Source organism: Paenibacillus sp. YSY-4.3 (genome assembly GCF_054767475.1).
Genome location: NZ_BAABMC010000001.1, coordinates 488,672 through 509,100, shown reverse-complemented (window position 1 = coordinate 509,100; position 20,429 = coordinate 488,672). Strand labels below are relative to the sequence as shown.

The window sequence follows — 20,429 nt, the reverse complement described above, 5'->3', positions numbered from 1 at the left end:
TTATCTGTTCTTTAAGAGCAATACAATGCCAATTTGCTAGTCAGAATAAATTTGCGCCCCTTCCTATACGCCAAGCGCTCCGGCGGCAGCGTCGATTTTTTCCTGAGGAGCAAGGAAGCAGCGTTTGCACACTTTCAAAACCTGCTCGGAGCTGCTTTTTCTCGTATACAGCAATTTGATGCGCGTGCTTCTGCATACCGGGCAGGTGCCGCGGCCTCTGGAGGGAAGCGTCCATAACGCTTTTCCGCGTTTGGATTTGGACATCGGATACCACCTTCATTTCAAATTAGGGCGCCATTTAAAATACCTTTTTCTTGCCCCGATCATCCTTCAAAATCTCCACTGCTTCGCGGAAGCGCAGTGAGTGAATAATCTCCCGTTCGCGCAGGAACTTCAGACCATCCTGCAAATCGCAGTCATCGGTCATGTCGATGAGCCACTGGTATGTAGCCCGCGCCTTCTCTTCTGCCGCGATATCCTCGTACAGATCAGCGATCGGATCACCCTTCGCCTGAATATAGGCTGCCGTCCACGGCACGCCGGAAGCATTCTCATAAAACAGCGCGCTGTCATGCGCAACATAATGCGGAGCCAATCCCGCAGCGTCGAGTTCTTCTACCGTCGCATCCTTCGTCAGCTTGTATACCATCGTGGCAATCATTTCAAGGTGGGCGAATTCTTCGGTTCCAATATCATTGAGCAAACCGATAACTTTGTCTGGAATCGTGTATCTTTGATTCAAATACCGCAGCGCAGCCGCTAACTCCCCATCGGCTCCGCCGTATTGTTCGAGCAGCAGCCTAGCCATCCGAGGATCACATTTCCCTACCCGTACGGGATACTGGAGCTTTTTTTCATAGACCCACATGTTTTTGCATTTCCCTCCTTAGTCATTTTCAGCAAGCTGCCATGAAGCAAGCATTACACCTGCCATGGCCATGGAACCTTCGACCATTCCCATGGAAATTTCGAAAAGGAGTGGCCAAAGTTCATCAGAGGGCCATAGAGCTGCTGAAAATGGCTGGCAAGCTGGGCACGTTCCTGGGCAAGCTGATTATATTGCTGAATGGAAGCAAGATCATCGGGGTGCGTATCGAGAAATAGGTTTAATTCGACAAGCACGAAATCAAGTGCCTGCAGTTTTTCGAGCATCTCATAAAATTGCGGGTCCAAATTGCCTTTGTGTGACATCATCTCACCTTCCTTTTCCCCACTTGGACTCATAGGGACTGTAGAGTGCAGGCCACAACGTTCCGTGCCTTAACGCATCTTCCGGACTAAACTGAGGAAGATTCAGCGGCTGAAAGTGCATAAACAGGTGCGGGGGCGTACTGTACGTCTTGCACAATATCGGCGGACAGGGGTCAAAAGGGCCGACAAAAGGGGCCCAGGCTACCTCTTGGGGATGACTCAACGGATGACTCAACGATCGTTCCTCCTTCACTCTTTTAAATTGTTCTGCTTTCAAGTGAGACACCGCTCCCGATCCTCACCATTAACATATGACGTTCGCCCAGAATATGAACCACCAATCGCAGCAATACAGCAAAAAAACAGAAAAAAACTCCTGCCAAGGCGATTCCCTCACCTTGATAGGAGTTTTTATTAAATGCCGGGCTCGTATTCTTGAGATTTCCCATTCGATTCCGCATCCGTATCGGAATCTTGCGTCCCGTCCTGCTCACTGACCTGCTTGATATTTACCCGCATGATGCGAAGCGGTTCGGCTTCAGCCACTTCAATGAGCATATTCTCGACCTGAACGCTTCTCCCTACTGCAGGGGCTCCGTCCAGTTCTTTAAACAGCCATCCCCCGATGGAATCCACTTTTTCGTGTTCGATCGTGACTCCCGTCAAATCATTCACGTCTTCGATGAGCATCCGGCCATCCACGGAAAAGGTGCCGTCGCTGAGCTTTTCGACCTCCGGGCGATCCATGTCGAATTCATCGTAAAGATCGCCGACGATTTCCTCCATGATTCGCTCGGCCGTCAGCAGCCCCGCCGTGCCTCCATATTCATCCACCACGACGGTCAGTTGGGAATGCTTCTTCTGCATAAGGCGCAGCACATGGCTGACTTCCATGGATTCCGGCACATTCAGGATCGGCCGTACGATTCGAGCAATATCCCTGGTGCTTCCTCCGTCGGGCAGGAACAGATCGGCCAGATGCACGAATCCGATAATCTGGTCCTTGTCCTCTACAGCGACCGGATACCGGGAATGCTTCGTTTCCACTACGATCTTCATATTCTCTTCCCAGGAAAGATTCGTGTACAAGCAATCCATATCGGTTCTCGGCAGCATGACTTCCCGCGCCAGTAAATCGGAGAAATCAAACAGATTGTCCATCAGCTTCATCTCGTCTTGGTCGATGACGCCGCTCTTCGCGCTCTGATCCATCAGAATGCGAATTTCCTCCTCCGAATGGGCTGCTTCGCCCTCGCCGGCCGGCTGGATACCGATAAGCCGCAGCAAGCCGTTCGCTGCCGAATTCAACAGCCAGATTACCGGCAGGAACACTCGATAGAAGAACAGGAGAGGAGCGGACAGCCATAACGATGTCGACTCCGATTTCTGAATCGCGAGCGACTTCGGAGCGAGCTCCCCAATAACGATATGCAAAAATGTGATGATCGCAAACCCTACCGCAACCGAGACGGTAGCAATCAGTGTAGCATCCGTTACGCCGATTTTATGCATCAAAGGTTCGATCAACAACTCGGATATGGCCGGCTCACCGACCCAGCCCAGTCCAAGCGAGGCCAACGTAATTCCTAATTGCGTGGCTGATAAATAGGCATCCAGTTTTTTATTTACTTTGAGCGCATAGGTTGCACGCTTATTGCCTTCGCTGACGAGCTGGGTCAGCCTAGACTGACGCACCTTAACGAGCGAAAACTCCGCGGCAACGAAAAATCCATTCAATAGTACTAAAATAATGACTAGAAACAAATTGAATATCAGCTTGCCAACCTCGAATTCCGTATGTCCATCGGGCATAGGTACAGCGCCTCTTTTCTAAAATGTGATTGCTTTGCGGGATTTGAAGTCGGTGTCCTTATAATACATGTCTGCAACGAGCAGGTTTGGACCGCAGCAGCTGGCCGCCTCGCAATAACAATTTACTTTCTGATTGAGCGGATGTTCGTTCAGCCATTTGGCAAATATAACATCCAACCGTTCCTCATGCACGCTGCCGAATGAAGGAATGTCTGCAAAATCCGTTACGAACACTTCCCCCGTAAACATGTTCACGTTCACTCGGTTTCTGCCGTCCGGGTCATTGCGTACCGTGACCAATGGTTCCTCGCGCAGCCGCTTCAACAAAGCTGTATCAGCTTCGTTGTTGTTGCAGGCATAGAACGGAAGGGTGCCGAACAGCATCCATATCTCTTTATTACGCTCATCGAGCAAGGAATGAATCGCCCGGCGCATTTCATCGAGCGATAATACCGGTAGTCCTTTGGCGAAATTGGATGCATACATCGGATGAACCTCATGCCGGCGGCAGCCCATTTCCGTAATCAGCTTATGAATCGCCGGCAGCTTGTCGTGAGTGCGGTAATTAATCATCGATTCAGCTGATATGTACATTCCCGCCTCGCTTAATTTACGCGAATTTTCAATCATCGTGTCATACAGCTTGGAGGCAACTTCCTTCTTCACAGGATGCCCGCTATTGGCAAAGCCTATCTCATAGAAGTCCTGTTCATTCGTATAGTTGAACGAAATATGCATCACATCCAGATAGGGAATCAGCTTCTCATACCGCTCATAATCGAGGGTCAGGTTAGAGTTGATCTGCGAGCGTACCCCGCGCTCTTTCGCATATTTCAGGATCGGCAGAATCTTCTCATCCACCATCTGCTTGCGGAAGGTCGGCTCGCCTCCGGTAATGCTTATCGTCTGCAAATGCTCCACTTCATCCAAGCGCCGCAGCATCAGATCCAGCGGTATTTGCTCCGGCTCCTTCAGCACCAGGCTGTCCCCGACGGCACAGTGCTCGCAGCGCATGTTGCATAAATTCGTGACCGTCATTTCCACGCTAGTCAGTACATGACGCCCGAACTCCCGCAGGGAGACGATGGGATCCCAAGGATCATCCTTCGGACTCACCGGCGCTATCATCGCAGAGTTATGCTTAAGTATTTTCATTATTGGCCCACCTTATTTCTTTTATTAACCTAAAAAAGAAAAGAGTGCTCCATTGCGGCACATCTTCCCTCTTGAGACCCTATTACGCCTAAAGAATCCACTTCATTATGTTAACCAATTTGATTCGTTCCGTCCACTTCCGTAATTACCACGGATAATTGCTGCGATAAATCCACGTCGTAAGGCACCTTCAGATCCTCCCCGTAAGGGTCGGTCAATACACGGACGACGGGACGCTGCGGGAAGATGCCATGGATTTTGGCGACGATGCCCTTTTCCCCCGTGCTGAGCCTGACCGCCATACCCAACGGGTAAATGGCAACCCGGTCGCGGAACAACTCAAGCTTGGATTTCTCGTATAAATGGCCGCACCCCGTATACAACACCTCAAGCGCTTGATGGGGCAGCATCGCAGAGCGATACACCCGGTGGGTCGTCATAGCATCGTAGGAATCCGTAATGGCGATCCAGCGGGCAAACTCACTGATTTCTTCTCCCTGGATTCCTCGGGGATAGCCGCTGCCGTTCAAACGTTCATGATGCTGGTAAGCGCAGTGAGCGGAGACTAAGGGAATGCCGGGCTCATCCTTTAGCATCTTGAACCCGATCTCCGCATGCTGCTTGACTTGCTCGTACTCCGCATCCGTCAGCTTGCCCGTCTTGGTCAGCAGCTCCAGCGGGAGCATGGTTTTTCCGATATCATGCAGCAGTGCGCCAAGGCCGAGGAGGGTTAGCTCGCTCTTGGAATATCCGTGAATTTGCCCTAGTAGAATCGTGTATATGCAAACGTTAAGGGAATGACGATATAAATAATGATCCATGCTGTTGATGTTCATCATCATGATCATGGCGTCTTCCCTGGCGCTGAGATCATCCATAATCTCCTCGACGAGGCCGGAGAACGCCTTGCCCAGATAGGGATAGACGAGACCCTTGACCGTAGACCCAGTCATTTTCTGGAAATTCGTCCGGATCTCCTTCAGCGCCCTGCGCCGTGTTTCTTCTTCGATCATATCGACGGGAACGACGTCCTCCGTTCGCGGATCGGCCACGTACACGAAATTCAGGCCATGACTGCGCAGCCGCCGGATGACCGCCTCGGTAAGCTCTGCATTTTCGGATAGAAGGACGATACCGTCCTCATTATATATTTTCTTCCCCAATTTCATACCGGCCTGTAATGAGTTAATAGGTATTAATCGCATGATAAATCCACTTCCGTCTCTATGGTTAGGTTATTAATGTATGTCATTGCGAAAAGCGGCTTTATAATGTGATATGACTGGCTTGTCGCCCGGAACTATCGCATGATGAAAGTCCAAAATAAAGCAGCAAGAACGAAACGATAATAAGCGAAATGCCTAAGCTGAATTTTCTGTATGGATTTTAAGAAGGCCATGACCACGATATAAGCCACGATAAATGAAACGATAAAACCGATAGCAAAAAATCCTATAGTATCTACAGTAAAATATCGGTAGGAATCCAGCATTTCATAACCCGAAACGGCAAACATGATCGGTATCGCGATCAGGAAAGAGAAGTCGGCGGAAGCCTTGTAGCTTGCCCCGCTGAACATTCCGCCCGCAATAGTCGAGCCGGAGCGGGAGAAGCCTGGCCACAGGACGGATATGCATTGATACAGTCCGATCATCAGCGCTTGTTTGTGAGTAAGCTGGTCGATATCCTTGGCGGTTACCTGAGCCTTATTCTTGGAAAACCACTCCGCTGCGATCATGAATATCCCGCCGATGAGCAGCGCCCAGAGGACGGTCTGGGGACTGAAAAGGCTTTTGATGAAATCCCGGAAGAAGAAGCCAACCACAAGGGCTGGTACGATACCTAAAATGACATGCAGGAGATCAAGGCGCCTTGCAGGAGCCTGGTTCCGAAATAAGGGCTCTGGCTTCCTGTTCAATCCTAACAGTTGAACGATCCGTTCCCTGTATACCCATGAAATAGCCAAAATCGCCCCAAGTTGAATCACGATCATAAATGTTTTCATCTCGGGAGTGGAGTCGTTATAGCCTAACAGCTTGGCCGTCAGTATCATGTGGCCCGTCGAAGATACCGGGATGAACTCGGTCAAGCCTTCTACAATCCCCAGAATAATCGCGACAAAAGAATTCATGGCCCCCTCCTTATCATCAAGCGGCCCCGCCGCTTATTAATTCAGCTCTTGGCTCGGCTTTGCCAGCGGCGATAGAAGCAGCTCTCAACGGCGCCAGCCGTCTGAAGCTCCATCCGCAGCAGATCCCTCAGGAACTCCGGCAGCAGAAATTCCTGCTCGCTGCCCTGCTTCAGGCACTCGTAACCAATGCCAAACGTAAACATGTCCAGCGTGCCCACCGAATAAATCCGCTCCGGAACGATCGGAACTCCCTGTACACTTGCTTCGATGACTTTATGATAAGGCGCGCCTTCCGGATCATAGATGATTTCCATGCCGTCGACGCAAATGCCGCCGAGCTGCTTGCCGCGAAAGCCAAACCCGAAGATCACCTTGTCCGTAAAATCCACAAGCAGCGATTCCTCCAAGCTGTACAATATATGCTTGCCCAGCAAATTCATGCGACAAGGATTAATGGGTGAGGGGCAACGTTCATGGAGCATGCCTTCGCTAATTTCTCCGGCAGGCAGTCCAGCGAGCAATTGGCCGCTATTTACGATCGACAGGTCGCTTCCCGTAAACCTCTTTACCGCTTGCGCGAGCAAATTGCCAAACGGAGATTCAACATCGTAACGAATCGGCAATTCCTCTTCGATAACGGCGACGGTTCGCGCCATGCGCTCTACGGCCCGGCGCCTATGTATCTCCAGCGCCTCAACCACTTTGGGATGCTCCGGCCCGCTCTCAGCGGGCAGGCAGATGCCTGAGACGACTTTTGCCGCTCCGGTTGCCGCGTCCCGCCCAATCGTAATTTGCCCGAGATGCCTTCCGAATTTCCCCGCCGCCGCAATCGCCGTTTGCCCGATCCACAGCGGCTCCTCCAGCAGATGATGTGTATGGCCCCCAAGGATCAGGTCAATCCCGGGAACCTGCTCTGCAAGCTGGCGATCGAAGGACAGGCCTAAATGCGACATTACTACGACAAGATCGGCCTCGCTGCGCAATTCATTTACCGATTTCGCTATCGACTCTAGCGGTTCGAGCGCAGTCAGACCCAGCAATTTGTAAAATTCGACATAGGCGGCTGTCGCGCCGACCAAACCGATTTTGATGCCTCCCCGCGTAAGAACGGTTTGCTTTTTCATCCATACAGGCGGATTGCCGGTCTTGGCATCCAGCATGTTCGCACAGACAACTTCGCAGGCTAGTCCTGCATAAGCTTGATCCAACTGATCAGGCGTAAAAGTCAGGCCCTCATTATTGCCTATTGTGATTGCGTCATACCCCATCAGGTTCAGAACATCAACATTGGCTTGTCCCATCGTGCCTTCCGTCTCGGGAGCGGCGCGGTCCATATGATCGCCGATATCCAGTAGCAGTACGTCCCCATTTTCCTGCTCGCGAAAATTGTTCACCATAGAGGCAATCCGCTCCATGGCAGCGAAATGGCTATGCAAATCGTTGGTATACAGTATCGTTAAAATATCCTGGTTCGTATCCGGCAGCATGATTGTCCCCCCTCGGTCTATGCCTGTACAGCCGTTCTGGTAAAATGATCAGATGTAAAATATTATATACCTCAAATTTAATCATTGTCTCCCTAAATATGATATATTATAGGGGTTTATTAAGTATTACGGGGTGAAATAAAAATGATGCTGACGATTTTTCTATTCGCGGGGCTCGCTGACCGTATCGGCGCCTCACAAATCGAAATAACATATCCTCAAAACGCTATTACCGCCGAACGGTTAAAACAGGATATCGCCGATCAATATCCGGAGGCCGCAGCTCTGGTGAGCATGTCTTTTCTTGCCGTCAATCAAGAATATGCAGCAGGCGGGCTGCTCATTACCGAGCAGGACGAAATTGCTCTCATCCCCCCCGTGTCCGGAGGCCTAGGGGATTTGGAGCAGGGGTGCTTCGGTTCCGAAGACCAGATGTATGAGATTACTTCGCAGCCCCTCTCGGTCGACGCGGTGACCAGAAAAGTAAATACGGCCAACCATGGCGCATCGCTGTTTTTTGTCGGCACGACACGGGAAATGACCGGCGATCAGCGGACGATCCACCTGGAGTACGAAGCCTATATTCCTATGGCCCTGTCTAAAATGAAGCAAATCGGTGAAGAAATCGCCGTGAAGTGGCCAGGTACCCTGTGCGCCATCAGCCATCGCATCGGAAAAGTCGATATCGCCGAGGGCAGCGTAATCATCGCCGTTTCCACGCCTCACCGTGATAATAGCTATGCTGCAAGCCGTTATGCCATCGAAAGACTAAAGCAAATCGTCCCTATTTGGAAGAAAGAAGTGTGGGAGGACGGAACGGAATGGAAGGGGCACGGGCAAGGGCCGTGGAATCCCACAGCGCCAGGTCAAATATCACAGCTATAGCATCGAAAGACCCAGAATATCATTGCCAATCCAGTTATTCCCTGCTATCATAAAGGAAAACTGCAGATTATGAGGTGTCATCGTTCTTGAAATTACATGTGATCGAAATCAGCCCCGGCGACCGTCTTAAGCATGATATTTTCAATCAATTCGGCGTATTAATTCTGCATAAAGGAACTGAACTCACCAACGATGAGATCGTGAAGCTTATGCAGCACGGAATCGACTACATCGACATTGAACCTCGCACTATCGACATCGAACGTACTTCGAGCAACGCACACCAAGATCCTGTTATGAAAGTTGCTCCGCTGTTTGACGAAGCTGTCGATGGTTATGAGGACATTTTTCTGGAAGCGCTATCCAGCGGTACTTTCGATGAATCCAAGGTCGATGAGCTGCTGCAGCCCCTGGTAGATGAACTGGTCGGCCAGAAGGACGTCGTATCGCTTCTACTGCTGCTGAATAACGGTGATAATTATACATATAATCATTCCATGCAAGTCGGAATGCTATCTTATTATATCGCAACGTGGCTTGGTTATCCTAAAGAAGAAGCGTATCAAGTCGGCAAAGCCGGTTATTTGATCGATATCGGCAAATGCAGGATTTCCCAGGACATTCTAGGTAAGCCCGGCAAGCTGACGCCCGAGGAATTCGACGAGGTCAAACAACATACGCTCTATGGCTCCGAAATCATCTTGAATTCTACGGGAGACAAAATTTCCGCGCTGGTCGCCTTGCAGCATCATGAACGGGAAGATGGAAGTGGATACCCTAAGGGGCTTCGCAAGGACGAAATCCATCCTTATGCCAAAATAGCGGCAGTAGCGGACGTCTATACCGCCATGACCTCCAACCGCGTCTACCAATCCAAGCAGGAACTGCTCACGGTTTTGCGTGAACTGAATTCTCTCAGCTTCGGCAAATTAAGCCCTGAGCCGACTCAAGCTCTAATCGGTCACATGTTGCCGAACTTTATCGGCAAGAAGGTGCTGCTGAATTCTGGAGAGGTCGGTTCGATCGTGATGACGAACCAGTCGGATTTCTTCCGCCCGCTCATTCAAACAGATGACCGATTCGTAGATTTGTCTAAAGAACGGGAGCTGTCGATTACTGAAGTATATATTTAGCCGAACATTTTCCTGACATACATATCCGACCCTTCCGCATAAGTGCGGAAGGGTTTTTCGCGAGAACCTCCTCCTTACAAATTCTTAATCAAATAACACTGACACTGGCGTTGTGCCCCCTTTTGCACGGAAACGAATAGCTTGACTCCTACAGGAACGCTGCATCCACGCCTTTCCCGCCGTTTCGTTCTCTTGGTCCATTGCATCTGCCGGCTCGAGATTTGGCTAAGCTGCGGTTCGTCCGGACTACCCGAGAGCTTGATGCGAATATGCTGCTTGTAAACCTTTTTTCCCTTCTTCACGGCAACGTAAAAAGAAATATCGAACGGACGGATCGACTGCGGGTCGGACTGGCTTAACGCCAGACTTACTGTAGCTTCCTTACCCGGAGTCATCGTGAACGGAGAGCTGTCCTTTAACAAATATTTCTCCTTCATTGGCATGGACTATATCTCCGTCTGCACGGTTGCCTTGACACGGTATGTGCCAGCGGAAACATCCCCGAATAAATACAGGCCGCCAGCGTTCGTATGGGTGATGCTGACTACGTTCTCGGTTGTACCAGTGATTTGATATAGAGCAACTGTTGCGTTAGAAAGTGCAGACCCCGTCGTCGCATCGATGATAATTCCGCTGACCGTTCCCGTGTTTGCTTCCGGATCTGCGGAGAGAACGATATCTAACGGAGCGAATTGTTTTCCGGAAATGCTGACCACTGCGCTTTGGTTAGATAAATACCCCGGGGTGGAGGCTCGAATCAAATAGTCTCCGTCGGCTAAGTTATAGAACAAATACTGCCCTGCGGTGTTCGTCCTTACGCTGCCGATCAACGTCTCAGCCCCGTTTGATTCAAGGAATAACTGTACGGTAGCATTCGTTAACAATTGACTGCTGGTACTATTGCGGACAATTCCGAAAATGGCGCCTAACGAAGCAGTCGGGTCGGTTTGCATCGTAATCGTGACTGTCGTAGGCTTTCCCTGCGTGACAGATAGGGCTATACGTGCCGGAATGGCATAACCGGGTTTAGTTGCCGTAATAAAATAAGAACCTACCGGAACGTCCGAAAGAGTAAATCGACCCGTTGGGTTACTGTCGGTATGATCATAGGGATCGCCGTTCGCATCAAACAATTGCACGGTAGCACCATCGACCGCAGTTCCGTTTGATAGCTGGACAATCCCCTGTACTACGCCTACCGCGGCTGGCGAATACCGCTCAGGCATGCATAGATTTCAACAAAGGTATACTAGTAATTAAATTTCCTTTACAAAGCTAATACCCGATTGGCATTGGCAACATCGTTCGCCAGCAGCTTCGGCAAATCATAAGCCGGATAAAATCCTTTTTCAAGCATGAAATTGAATGTTTTCGCATGCAGTTGGATTGCTGCATTCAGCTGCTTCGTTAAAGTCTCTCTCAGCTGAGGTGTGGCTGTCTCCGTAATTGAAGCCGCATAAGATCGAACCGCTGTCTTGGTGAATCCGAGCAACTGCCCCGCATAAAATGGGGTTAAATCCATGTCCGGATTTTTACCGTGTCTCGCTCCTTGCGGCCATTGCGGTGCCTTCGGGTAAAATTGCAGCAGTTCTTTCAGATTGTGCTCAAGGCTCTTGATGGCTTCTAAGTATAATGCTTTGAGCTGAGGATCGGCGATATTATTCACGACCATCTTAAAATATTGCAGCTGGTTGGTTTGAAACGCCGTCAACTCATGCAGTTCCATGGTCTCATGCCACGCTAAATGCGGGTGTTGATGCATTTGATTATTTTTAACCAATTCCAAATCCCTCCTAGGCGGTATGCGATAGCCTATTCAGCAAAAGCCCAAAGAGTTACACCGGGCAACCACAGATGAAATCCTCAGACAAAAAAACACCGCGGGCTTATCGCCCGCGATGTTTGTAATGGTTAGAATCTAGATCGTGCGATTAACCGATCGAGCCTTCCATTTCGAATTTAATGAGACGGTTCATCTCAACCGCATATTCCATCGGCAGCTCTTTGGTGAACGGCTCGATGAAGCCCATAATGATCATTTGCGTCGCTTCGTCTTCGGTTAAACCGCGGCTCATCAGATAGAATAATTGATCCTCAGACACCTTCGATACAGTCGCTTCATGCTCCAAAATGATGTTGTCGTTCATAATTTCGTTGTAAGGAATTGTATCGGATGTAGATTCATTATCCAAAATGAGCGTATCGCATTTAACATTCGATTTAGCGCCTTCTGCTTGACGTCCAAAGGAAGCCAGACCGCGGTAAGTTACTTTACCGCCATGCTTACTGATCGACTTGGAGACGATCGTGGACGTTGTGTCCGGAGCCAAATGGATCATTTTCGCGCCGGAATCCTGGTGCTGGTTCTTGCCGGCTACAGCGATCGACAGCACGCTGCCTTTCGCGCCGCGGCCCTTCAGTACGACAGCAGGATATTTCATCGTCAGCTTGGAGCCGATGTTGCCGTCAACCCATTCCATGTTCGCATTCTCTTCAGCTACAGCCCGCTTTGTAACGAGGTTGTAGATGTTTGGAGCCCAGTTCTGAATCGTCGTGTAACGAACGCGCGCGTTCTTCTTACAGATGATTTCAACAACTGCGCTATGCAGAGAATTCGTGCTGTATACCGGAGCGGTACAACCTTCGACATAGTGTACGAAGCTGTCCTCATCGGCAATGATCAGCGTTCTTTCGAACTGCCCCATGTTCTCGGAGTTAATCCGGAAGTATGCTTGCAATGGAATTTCGCATTTAACGCCCTTAGGTACGTAAATGAAGCTTCCTCCGGACCACACTGCACTATTCAGAGCCGCAAACTTGTTGTCTGTCGCCGGAACGATTGTACCGAAATACTCGCGGAAAATTTCCGGATGCTCACGCAGCGCCGTATCCGTATCGCTAAAGATAACGCCCTGCTCTTCCAATTCCTTCTGCATGCTGTGGTAAACGACCTCAGATTCGTACTGGGCGGATACGCCAGCCAGGAACTTCTGTTCCGCTTCCGGAATACCGAGCTTATCGAAGGTTTCCTTGATTTCTGCCGGAACCTCTTCCCATGTCTTCCCTTGCTTCTCCGAAGGTCTTACATAGTACTGGATATCGTCGAAATCAAGCTCATCCAGATCGCCGCCCCAACGCGGCATCGGCATTTTCTCAAACTGCTCAAGCGATTTCAGGCGGAAGTCAAGCATCCATTGCGGTTCATTCTTAATTTTCGAAATTTCCTCGACGATTTCACGAGTCAAGCCTTTGCCTGACTGGAAAATAGATTTATGCTCGTCGCGGAAACCATATTTGTATTCCCCTATATCGGGAGCCTTCTTAGCCATGGTGGATTACCTCCTTATATTTATGACTCTTGAATCCCTTTCTTCAGTGCGTTCCAAGCAAGTGTCGCGCATTTGATTCGGGCAGGAAATTTATTGACTCCGGATAGAGCCTCGATATCTTCCAATTCGTCGAATTGGACATCCTCACCCTTCATCAGCGAAGAGAAACGATCGGCCAACTGGAGGGCATGCTCGTAGGTAAGTCCTTTGACAGCCTCAGTCATCATCGATGCCGATGACATACTGATCGAGCAGCCTTCCCCAGTAAACCGCGCATCCTTTACAATCCCGTTCTCGACGATAAGTTGAAGAGATATACGATCCCCGCACGTCGGATTGTTCAAATCCACTGTCAAGACGTCATCTTCAAACTTCCCGCGGTTGCGCGGGTTTTTATAATGATCCATAATAACGCGCCGATATAAGTCGTCAAGTTGCATTACTTGAAATACTCCTTTGCTTGGATTAAAGCGTCGGCCAAACGGTCGATGTCTTCTTCCGTATTGTACAAGTAGAAGCTAGCTCTCGCCGTCGCACTCGCTTCAAGCCAGCGCATGAGCGGTTGGCAGCAATGATGTCCCGCCCGGATCGCAATCCCCGATGCATCAAGCACCGTGGCCACGTCATGAGGATGTACATCATCCAGATTGAACGTAATCAATCCGACTTCCCTTTCCCGCGGTCCATAGATCGTTATGCCATCGATTTCTGACAGGCGCTGAATCGAGTATGCCGCGAGCTTCGTTTCATGGCGATGGATTTCGTCCAAGCCGATCTCCTCAAGGAAATCGATAGCCGCCGCCAATCCAACCGCTCCGGCAATGATCGGTGTGCCGCCCTCGAATTTATAAGGAAGCTCCTTCCAAGTGGATTCGAACATCCCTACATCATCGATCATTTCCCCGCCGTATTCGATCGGTTCCATGGCTTCAAGCAGACGCTTCTTACCATATAGTACCCCAATCCCCGTCGGAGCGCACATTTTATGACCAGAGAAAGCATAGAAATCGCAGCCCAGATCCTGGACATCGATCTTCATATGCGGCGTGCTCTGTGCTCCGTCAACGACCATGACAGCTCCATGGCGATGGGCGATTTCGGCAATCTGCTTCACGGGATTCACCACGCCGAGCACGTTCGAAACGTACGCCATAGCGACGATTTTCGTTTTTGGAGTTACGGTCTTCTCCACATCCTCCAACAAGACGCTGCCGTCAGGCTGAAGCGGAATATATTTCAAGACAGCCCCGGTCTTCAAGGCCAGCTGCTGCCAGGGAATGAGATTGCTGTGATGTTCCATCGGCGTAATGACAATTTCATCGCCCTCGCCGAGCACGGAATGCCCGTAGGAGGAGGCGACGAGATTCAATGCCGTCGTCGTCCCCCGGGTAAAAATAATTTCTTCCGTATGCTGCGCATTGATAAAGCGGGCTACCCTCTCGCGTGCGGATTCATAATCATCCGTAGCACGGCTGCCCAGCGTATGAACGCCGCGATGTACGTTGGCATTATCCCATTCGTAATAATGCTTCAGCGCATCCAGCACCTTGCGGGGCTTCTGGGAGCTGGCGGCACTATCAAGATAGACGAGCGGATGCCCGTTGATCTCCTGATTCAGAATCGGGAACTGCTCTTTGATCAGCGCCGGGTTCATTGTCCTAGCTTCCTTTCAACCAGTGCCTGCAATTGCTGCTGCAGCTGCTCCAGCGGTATATCCGCCACGACAGGAGCAAGGAAGCCGTAAATAATGAGGCGTTCCGCATCCTCTTTGCTAATACCGCGAGAAGTCAGGTAGTAAATATGTTCCGGATTCACTTGGCCTACGGAAGCCGCGTGACCTGCCGTAACATCATCCTCGTCAATGAGAAGGATAGGGTTCGCGTCTCCGCGCGCTTTCGGGCTCAACATAAGCACCTTCTCGGTTTGCTCGCCGTTTGCCTTCGTAGCGCCATGCTCGATCTTGGTTACGCCGTTGATGATCGCCGTGGCCTGCTCGCGCATAACCGCACGCGTAATCATCTGGCTATCCGAGCTCTTTCCGAAATGAACGGCTTTCGTCGTATAGTTCATTTTTTGAGAGCCGGAGCCGATAGCGATTACCTTAGCATCCGATGTAGATCCGTTGCCTTTCAGCACGGACAGCGTTTCGCTCATCGTATCGCCGGAACTCATCTCGCCGACGATCCACTCGATCCGTCCATCATTCTCGATCACGGCGCGGCGGTACGTCAAATCCGTCGTCTTCTCGTTCAAATTATGCACAGATGCAAATTGTACCTTTGCTCCAGCTTGAACGTAGACTTCAGCCACTCCGTTATGAACGATAGGATCAGCCAAGTCGCCGGAGATATAGTTATCCACATAGGTAACGCGGCTGTTGGCCTCGGCAACGATTAGCACATGCGGCGCAAATACCGCTTTGCTGTCGTCCACAAGGTAGATGCTTTGCAGCGGAACATCGATCTCCACGTTCTTCGGAACATAGAGGAAAATGCCGCCGCTCCACATTGCGGAATGAAGCGCAGTAAGCAGGTTCTCATCGCTCTTCACAACGTTATGCAAGTATTTCTGTACCAGTTCGCCATGCTCGCGTGCTGCCGTCTCCAGGTCCGTAAAAATCACGCCCTTCGCGGCCAATTCTGCAGATAGTTTCGTAAATACGCTTGCCGAGTTCCGTTGAACGATCAAATTGCTTTGCTCGTTCAAATCGACCAGGCCGGACACACTCTCAGGTATCTCCTGAGCTGCATCGGCTTGCCCTTGGCGCAGCGTTCCGTAGTTCTGCAAATTCCAACGGTCGATTCTCGTCTTCTCCAGCTTCGGCAATTCAAGCTCTGCCGCAAGCTTCAATGCATTCATGCGACTTTCCGTCAACCAAGCCGGTTCTCCGTTGCTCACGGAAGCGGTCTTCAATACATCCGGTTCTACCGGTAGAACGGTTTGTGTAGTCATCTTAGCTCCTCCTTCCTCCTTCCGTTAAACTTGCTCTCCTACTGTCTCGTCAACGATGCCAAGCTCTTCTTTAATCCAATCGTATCCGTCCTTCTCCAGGCGCTCAGCCAGCTCAGGACCGCCGGATTTCACGATGCGCCCTTGCATCATGACATGGACGAAATCAGGCTTGATGTAATCCAAAAGACGCTGGTAGTGAGTGATGATCAAGAATCCGCGATCTTCGCCGCGCATGGAGTTTACGCCCTCGGCAACAATGCGCAATGCGTCGATGTCAAGTCCGGAGTCAACCTCGTCAAGAATAACGATTTTCGGGTCAAGCAGCATCATTTGCAAAATTTCGTTCCGCTTCTTCTCACCGCCGGAGAAGCCTTCATTCAGGTAACGGTGCGCAAATTCAGGATTCATTTCGAGCTCCTTCATTTTGCTCTCCATTTGGCGGATGAATTTAATGAGAGATACTTCGTTGCCTTCACCGCGGCGGGCGTTGATCGCGCTCCGCAGGAAGTCCGAGTTGGTCACACCGCTAATTTCACTTGGATATTGCATCGCAAGGAACAAGCCTGCACGAGCACGCTCATCCACTTCCATTTCCAGCACATCTTCTCCGTCAAGCAGTACCTTGCCGTCAATAACTTCATATTTTGGATGGCCCATCAGCGCGGAAGCGAGCGTACTTTTCCCCGTACCGTTCGGTCCCATGATGGCGTGTACTTCCCCACCCTTTATTTCAATGTCGATTCCCTTAAGAATCTCTTTGTCCTCGATTGTCGCTTTAAGTCCTTCAATAACGAAATGTGTAGCCATGTTTTACTGCTCCCTCCATCAAGTCGTTAAAATATTAACGTATATTATAAAGGGACGCCTCCCTTTGCTTCCTGCATTATAGCACAATAATTCTCACTTTAGAATTATTCTAAGTGATTCTCACTGATTCTCATTTTATTCTAACCTACTTCGAAGGCTTAATCAACGTGCCACGGCTGGATAGAAGGCTAATCTCCTGTAAATATCTTCAGTCTTTCAAATCCATCCATACAGTGCAAATTCGACACGGTTCTAGCCTTACGATCCCTTTCAACAAAGAGGATAACATAAAAAACCTCTTACCAAGAGCGCTTTAAACCTAGCCTGCCCGTAAATAAGAGGTTTTTTTCATCCATTATATCTAAAGTCAATGAAAACCTGTCCTTTGTGCCTTGGCTTGCTTGAGATCATTGAAGCCATACCAAGACAGCAGCGCAGCAGCTGCACCAATTCCCGCAACCGCAAGATAAATCACCTGGTAGCTTAATATGCTGGCGGATACGCCTATGAAGAGGCCGGCCAATAAGATCATGAGGGAGTTCATCATGTTTACAACGCTTTGAATCCGCCCGCCGAACATATCCTCCGTCTCCTCCATAATCTTTGTGTTGATCCAGCTTCGCGACATCACCACAAAAAAACCTACTAAAAATATGGCCGAAGCCGAAGCCGTAATATGATATGTATTCCCGAACCATCCTTGCGCGACGGACAGTAGCAACAATGCAGCAAAAATCGTTTTGCGTCCCGTACTAATCTTTTTTACAGATACCAGCAGCACCCCGGACAGCATTGCTCCCGCCGAATACATGATACTGACCAGGCTAAAGCTATCCGCGCCAAGATGTAGGATATCCTTGACATATGCCCCAATAAGTACGTTATTGACCTGCACCACGAGCGAAGGAATCAGAATAAACAAAATAGCCGCCAGCAGTACTCTACGTTCCCGGATATACCTTACCGTCAAAGAAAGATTCCTTCGGCTGGGGCGTTCATGCGAAGCATGCCGGTAAGCCTTCTGCTGCCCCTTCATGCAAATTACTAAAACGGCGGACAACAAAAAAGCGCCTGCCCCGATAGCCAGCGCATTGGCGGCGTTCACAAGAGCAACCAGAATGCCGCCAAGTCCAGTGCCAATGATATTTCCCGCTTGGGATGTAGTCTCGTAAAGGGAGTTTGCTTTCATTAAATAGGGAGATTCGATCATCCCCTGCATATGCGCCCGGGCTGCGGGCACAAAAAACGTGTTCCCGACGGATAGGAACAATGTAATGGCGTAAACGAACACATATCCTACAACATCTTGTCCGATCAAATAGGATATAATCAGCATCGGTACAGCCTGCAGTAAATTCATATAGAAGCAAATCCTACGCCGGTCATAACGATCCGCCCAGTCTCCGGCCATCCCGACGAGTAAAATGCCGGGCAACGCCCGGATACAGAGCATAATTCCCACCGAGAGGGCGCCTCCTGACTGTTCGAGAAGGAGCCAGGGGATAGCAATTCCCTGAATTCCTATCCCCATAAAAAACATCGTATTCACTGCTAAATAAATAACAAACGACGCGGAAAACAATGGCTTATCCTGGCTCATACGTGCACACCCTTCATCCTTCAACCTGAATTTGATCTCTGAACCATTGATCCAAATCCGTAATGCGAGCTTCAACCTCCCGTTCGTCAGCGCCTTCCACGACGAAGCTCGCCATATGGTCTACGCTTGAAACGGCTCCTCTCATGAGCTCGCCCTCCTGCAAAGCCGGTACATAACTGACCACCCATTCAAATGGTGTATTCTCCGGAATCGAGCGAAGAATCCCCTCTCCCGGCGGAATGATCAGCCAACCTGCCGTACGACCGGTATTTTCGCTAGCCTTTCCTATTTCAGCGTCCAAACCGCACTGCAGTCGAATCCATTCCCGGTTCAAGTGGATGCCGAATGCCGCTTCATTGGCGTCCACTACGCGAGCGCCGCCCGTACGACTCGCAACCTCGCATAGCAGGATGCGATTGTCCTTCGTAAGAAAATACTCCGCATGAAAAGCGATCACCGGAGCAGCAGGCAGCGCATGAAGCGTACGCTCCGCTTCGCGCCGCAGCCTTTGGATGCGGGAGGGGTCCGAGTTCAGTATGATGCTGCCAAGGCTCGTGCCCGAATGAAAGGAAAGGCATCCGTTAACATAACGGGAAACACTGGAAAACAGCATATCCCCCCGGTGCATCAATCCATCGACATGGTACATTTCGCCTTCGACGAACGATTCAATCATCATTCCTTGAGGCACGCCCTTTTCCAGAAATGACCGGCATTCATCGTCGCCCCGCAGCACGGCGGTATGGCGGGATCCACCTCCGTCGACCGGCTTGATGACCACCGGGTAGCCATATTGCCGGATAAATGCGGCAATGTCGGCTGGGGTCGCGATCTCCTGATAATGAGCGACTTCGATGCCCGCCTTCCTGGCCCAGTCCTTCATAATCACCTTGTTGCGGTAGGCGAGCGCACTTTCCGCATTTTGTCCGGGCAAGCAGAAATACTCCCGCAATTTGGCGGCACGGAGAAGGTCATACTCCGAGTGACATACGACAGCCTTCACAGGGTAATGTTTGCTTAGCTCGATCAATTCCCATTCCATGAGCGCATCCTTGTCCAAAGCCTCCTTTTTGAAAACAAAGTCGTAGCCGTCCGCTTCGGGAATATCGAGCTGCGTAAACAGCGTCAGCTTTTCGGTGATCTCGGGAATCCAGCTTTTGAACGGAAACGATTTGCTCCGGTTCAGAAATACGATTTGTCCCATCGCGCACCCTCACCTTCGACCTAAAGTTATACGTTGACACGCAGCGCGTACTGATTATAGCGATGCTTGATTCTCGCCTCTTTCATCGGCATGCCGTTTTGCAGATCAAGCAAAATCCGCTCCTCCATCGCTTCAATTTCCTTGACCCGGCGATATGCTTGCTCCGCCACATCCTTAGGAATCACGATCACGCCGGAGTCATCTGCAGCTACAATATCCCCGGGGCGGACGACAGTACCGCCAATCGTTACCGGTACCTGCCTGGCGGCAAGCCTGACCCGGTTTTTCCCCGATTTCATATAGCTTCCGAGCGAAAATAACGGATAGCCGGTTTGCAGGATCGCTGTAGCGTCCCGGCAGCAGCCGTCGATCACCGTACCTCTTAGCCCCCTGATCTTCGCAGCATGCGTCAGCAAATCTCCCCACACGGTACAGTACTGCCTGCCGGCGTTGGCAATGACAACGATATGCCCCTCCGGCACCTCGTCAATAAACTCGCCCGCCTGTGCCGCCTCCCCTTCCGAGACCGGCTCATACTGCAGTGTATACGCCGGCCCCGCAAGGGCCATGCCGGGAGCCAAAGCCTTTAGCCCCTCTAGCCCCCCATTAATACCGAATGTGTCCAGGGCATCGGAAATACATGCTGTGGATATTCCTTTGAAGGCTTCTGATCCCGGATAGTAGGATGCACTCATCAATAACCCCTCCTATTGATCTTTTTGCAGCCAAATACATGATCTATA

At 50.4% G+C, this 20,429-nt stretch carries 22 protein-coding genes; 2 read left to right on the top strand and 20 right to left on the bottom strand.

Annotation, left to right across the window (positions count from 1 at the left end; all coding sequences use genetic code 11):
- Positions 1-63: 63 nt before the first annotated feature.
- The 9 genes from ACYUJT_RS02315 to ACYUJT_RS02275 all read right to left on the bottom strand — a co-directional run bounded on the left by ACYUJT_RS02315 (position 64) and on the right by ACYUJT_RS02275 (position 7,773).
- Positions 64-264, bottom strand: coding sequence for a hypothetical protein (locus ACYUJT_RS02315; RefSeq protein WP_460318539.1), 201 nt, complete (start codon positions 262-264; stop codon positions 64-66).
- Between the two features lie 34 nt (positions 265-298).
- Positions 299-868, bottom strand: a complete 570-nt coding sequence (locus tag ACYUJT_RS02310) for a manganese catalase family protein (RefSeq protein WP_460318537.1) — start codon at positions 866-868, stop codon at positions 299-301.
- Between the two features lie 53 nt (positions 869-921).
- Entirely contained in the window at positions 922-1,191 is a 270-nt protein-coding gene (locus tag ACYUJT_RS02305) for a spore coat protein CotJB (RefSeq protein ID WP_460318535.1), read from the bottom strand.
- 4 nt (positions 1,192-1,195) lie between these two features.
- Positions 1,196-1,414: a spore coat associated protein CotJA gene (locus tag ACYUJT_RS02300; protein ID WP_460319736.1), complete on the bottom strand. Its 219-nt coding sequence runs from the start codon at positions 1,412-1,414 to the stop codon at positions 1,196-1,198.
- Positions 1,415-1,605: 191 nt separating this feature from the next.
- A complete protein-coding gene (locus ACYUJT_RS02295) occupies positions 1,606-3,003 on the bottom strand; it encodes a hemolysin family protein (protein WP_460318533.1) in 1,398 nt (465 codons plus the stop codon).
- An 18-nt stretch (positions 3,004-3,021) separates the two neighbouring features.
- Entirely contained in the window at positions 3,022-4,158 is a 1,137-nt protein-coding gene (gene yfkAB, locus ACYUJT_RS02290) for a radical SAM/CxCxxxxC motif protein YfkAB (RefSeq protein ID WP_460318531.1), read from the bottom strand.
- 110 nt (positions 4,159-4,268) lie between these two features.
- Positions 4,269-5,363 (bottom strand): HD-GYP domain-containing protein, encoded by a 1,095-nt coding sequence (locus tag ACYUJT_RS02285; protein WP_460318530.1) that lies wholly within the window; start codon positions 5,361-5,363, stop codon positions 4,269-4,271.
- Positions 5,364-5,458: 95 nt separating this feature from the next.
- Positions 5,459-6,289 (bottom strand): undecaprenyl-diphosphate phosphatase, encoded by an 831-nt coding sequence (locus ACYUJT_RS02280; protein ID WP_460318529.1) that lies wholly within the window; start codon positions 6,287-6,289, stop codon positions 5,459-5,461.
- A gap of 41 nt (positions 6,290-6,330) precedes the next feature.
- Entirely contained in the window at positions 6,331-7,773 is a 1,443-nt protein-coding gene (locus ACYUJT_RS02275; RefSeq protein ID WP_460319734.1) for a bifunctional metallophosphatase/5'-nucleotidase, read from the bottom strand.
- A gap of 147 nt (positions 7,774-7,920) precedes the next feature.
- Here ACYUJT_RS02275 and ACYUJT_RS02270 point away from each other — a divergent pair, with 147 nt between their 5' ends.
- Both ACYUJT_RS02270 and ACYUJT_RS02265 read left to right on the top strand, forming a co-directional pair.
- Positions 7,921-8,661 (top strand): molybdenum cofactor biosynthesis protein MoaE, encoded by a 741-nt coding sequence (locus ACYUJT_RS02270; RefSeq protein ID WP_460318527.1) that lies wholly within the window; start codon positions 7,921-7,923, stop codon positions 8,659-8,661.
- An 86-nt stretch (positions 8,662-8,747) separates the two neighbouring features.
- Complete coding sequence (locus ACYUJT_RS02265) at positions 8,748-9,794, top strand: HD-GYP domain-containing protein (RefSeq protein ID WP_460318525.1); 1,047 nt, start codon at positions 8,748-8,750, stop codon at positions 9,792-9,794.
- Positions 9,795-9,868: 74 nt separating this feature from the next.
- On the opposite strand, the gene ACYUJT_RS02260 is transcribed toward ACYUJT_RS02265, so the two are convergent.
- From ACYUJT_RS02260 to ACYUJT_RS02210, 11 genes are all read right to left on the bottom strand, one after another.
- On the bottom strand, positions 9,869-10,237 hold the full coding sequence (locus tag ACYUJT_RS02260) for a hypothetical protein (protein WP_460318523.1): 369 nt from the start codon (positions 10,235-10,237) through the stop codon (positions 9,869-9,871).
- 3 nt (positions 10,238-10,240) lie between these two features.
- Positions 10,241-11,020 (bottom strand): carboxypeptidase regulatory-like domain-containing protein, encoded by a 780-nt coding sequence (locus ACYUJT_RS02255; protein WP_460318521.1) that lies wholly within the window; start codon positions 11,018-11,020, stop codon positions 10,241-10,243.
- A 41-nt stretch (positions 11,021-11,061) separates the two neighbouring features.
- Positions 11,062-11,556 carry a spore coat protein gene (locus ACYUJT_RS02250; RefSeq protein ID WP_460319732.1) on the bottom strand — a complete coding sequence of 165 codons (495 nt, stop codon included), beginning with the start codon at positions 11,554-11,556 and terminating at the stop codon, positions 11,062-11,064.
- A gap of 169 nt (positions 11,557-11,725) precedes the next feature.
- On the bottom strand, positions 11,726-13,123 hold the full coding sequence (gene sufB / locus ACYUJT_RS02245; RefSeq protein WP_460318519.1) for a Fe-S cluster assembly protein SufB: 1,398 nt from the start codon (positions 13,121-13,123) through the stop codon (positions 11,726-11,728).
- Positions 13,124-13,143: 20 nt separating this feature from the next.
- Positions 13,144-13,563 (bottom strand): Fe-S cluster assembly sulfur transfer protein SufU, encoded by a 420-nt coding sequence (sufU, locus tag ACYUJT_RS02240; protein ID WP_460318516.1) that lies wholly within the window; start codon positions 13,561-13,563, stop codon positions 13,144-13,146.
- Positions 13,563-14,777: a cysteine desulfurase gene (locus tag ACYUJT_RS02235; protein WP_460318515.1), complete on the bottom strand. Its 1,215-nt coding sequence runs from the start codon at positions 14,775-14,777 to the stop codon at positions 13,563-13,565. Before ACYUJT_RS02235 ends, sufU begins: the two co-directional genes overlap by 1 nt.
- The gene (sufD, locus tag ACYUJT_RS02230; protein ID WP_460318513.1) at positions 14,774-16,075 is read right to left on the bottom strand and encodes a Fe-S cluster assembly protein SufD; all 1,302 of its coding nucleotides are present in this window, start codon (positions 16,073-16,075) and stop codon (positions 14,774-14,776) included. The genes ACYUJT_RS02235 and sufD overlap by 4 nt, the downstream gene beginning before the upstream one ends.
- A 24-nt stretch (positions 16,076-16,099) precedes the next feature.
- Entirely contained in the window at positions 16,100-16,882 is a 783-nt protein-coding gene (sufC, locus tag ACYUJT_RS02225) for a Fe-S cluster assembly ATPase SufC (protein ID WP_460318511.1), read from the bottom strand.
- A 367-nt stretch (positions 16,883-17,249) separates the two neighbouring features.
- A complete protein-coding gene (locus ACYUJT_RS02220) occupies positions 17,250-18,482 on the bottom strand; it encodes an MFS transporter (RefSeq protein ID WP_460318510.1) in 1,233 nt (410 codons plus the stop codon).
- A gap of 13 nt (positions 18,483-18,495) precedes the next feature.
- Positions 18,496-19,686: an ATP-grasp domain-containing protein gene (locus tag ACYUJT_RS02215; protein WP_460318509.1), complete on the bottom strand. Its 1,191-nt coding sequence runs from the start codon at positions 19,684-19,686 to the stop codon at positions 18,496-18,498.
- Between the two features lie 26 nt (positions 19,687-19,712).
- Positions 19,713-20,381, bottom strand: coding sequence for an RraA family protein (locus ACYUJT_RS02210; protein ID WP_460318507.1), 669 nt, complete (start codon positions 20,379-20,381; stop codon positions 19,713-19,715).
- Between the last annotated feature and the right edge of the window lie 48 nt (positions 20,382-20,429).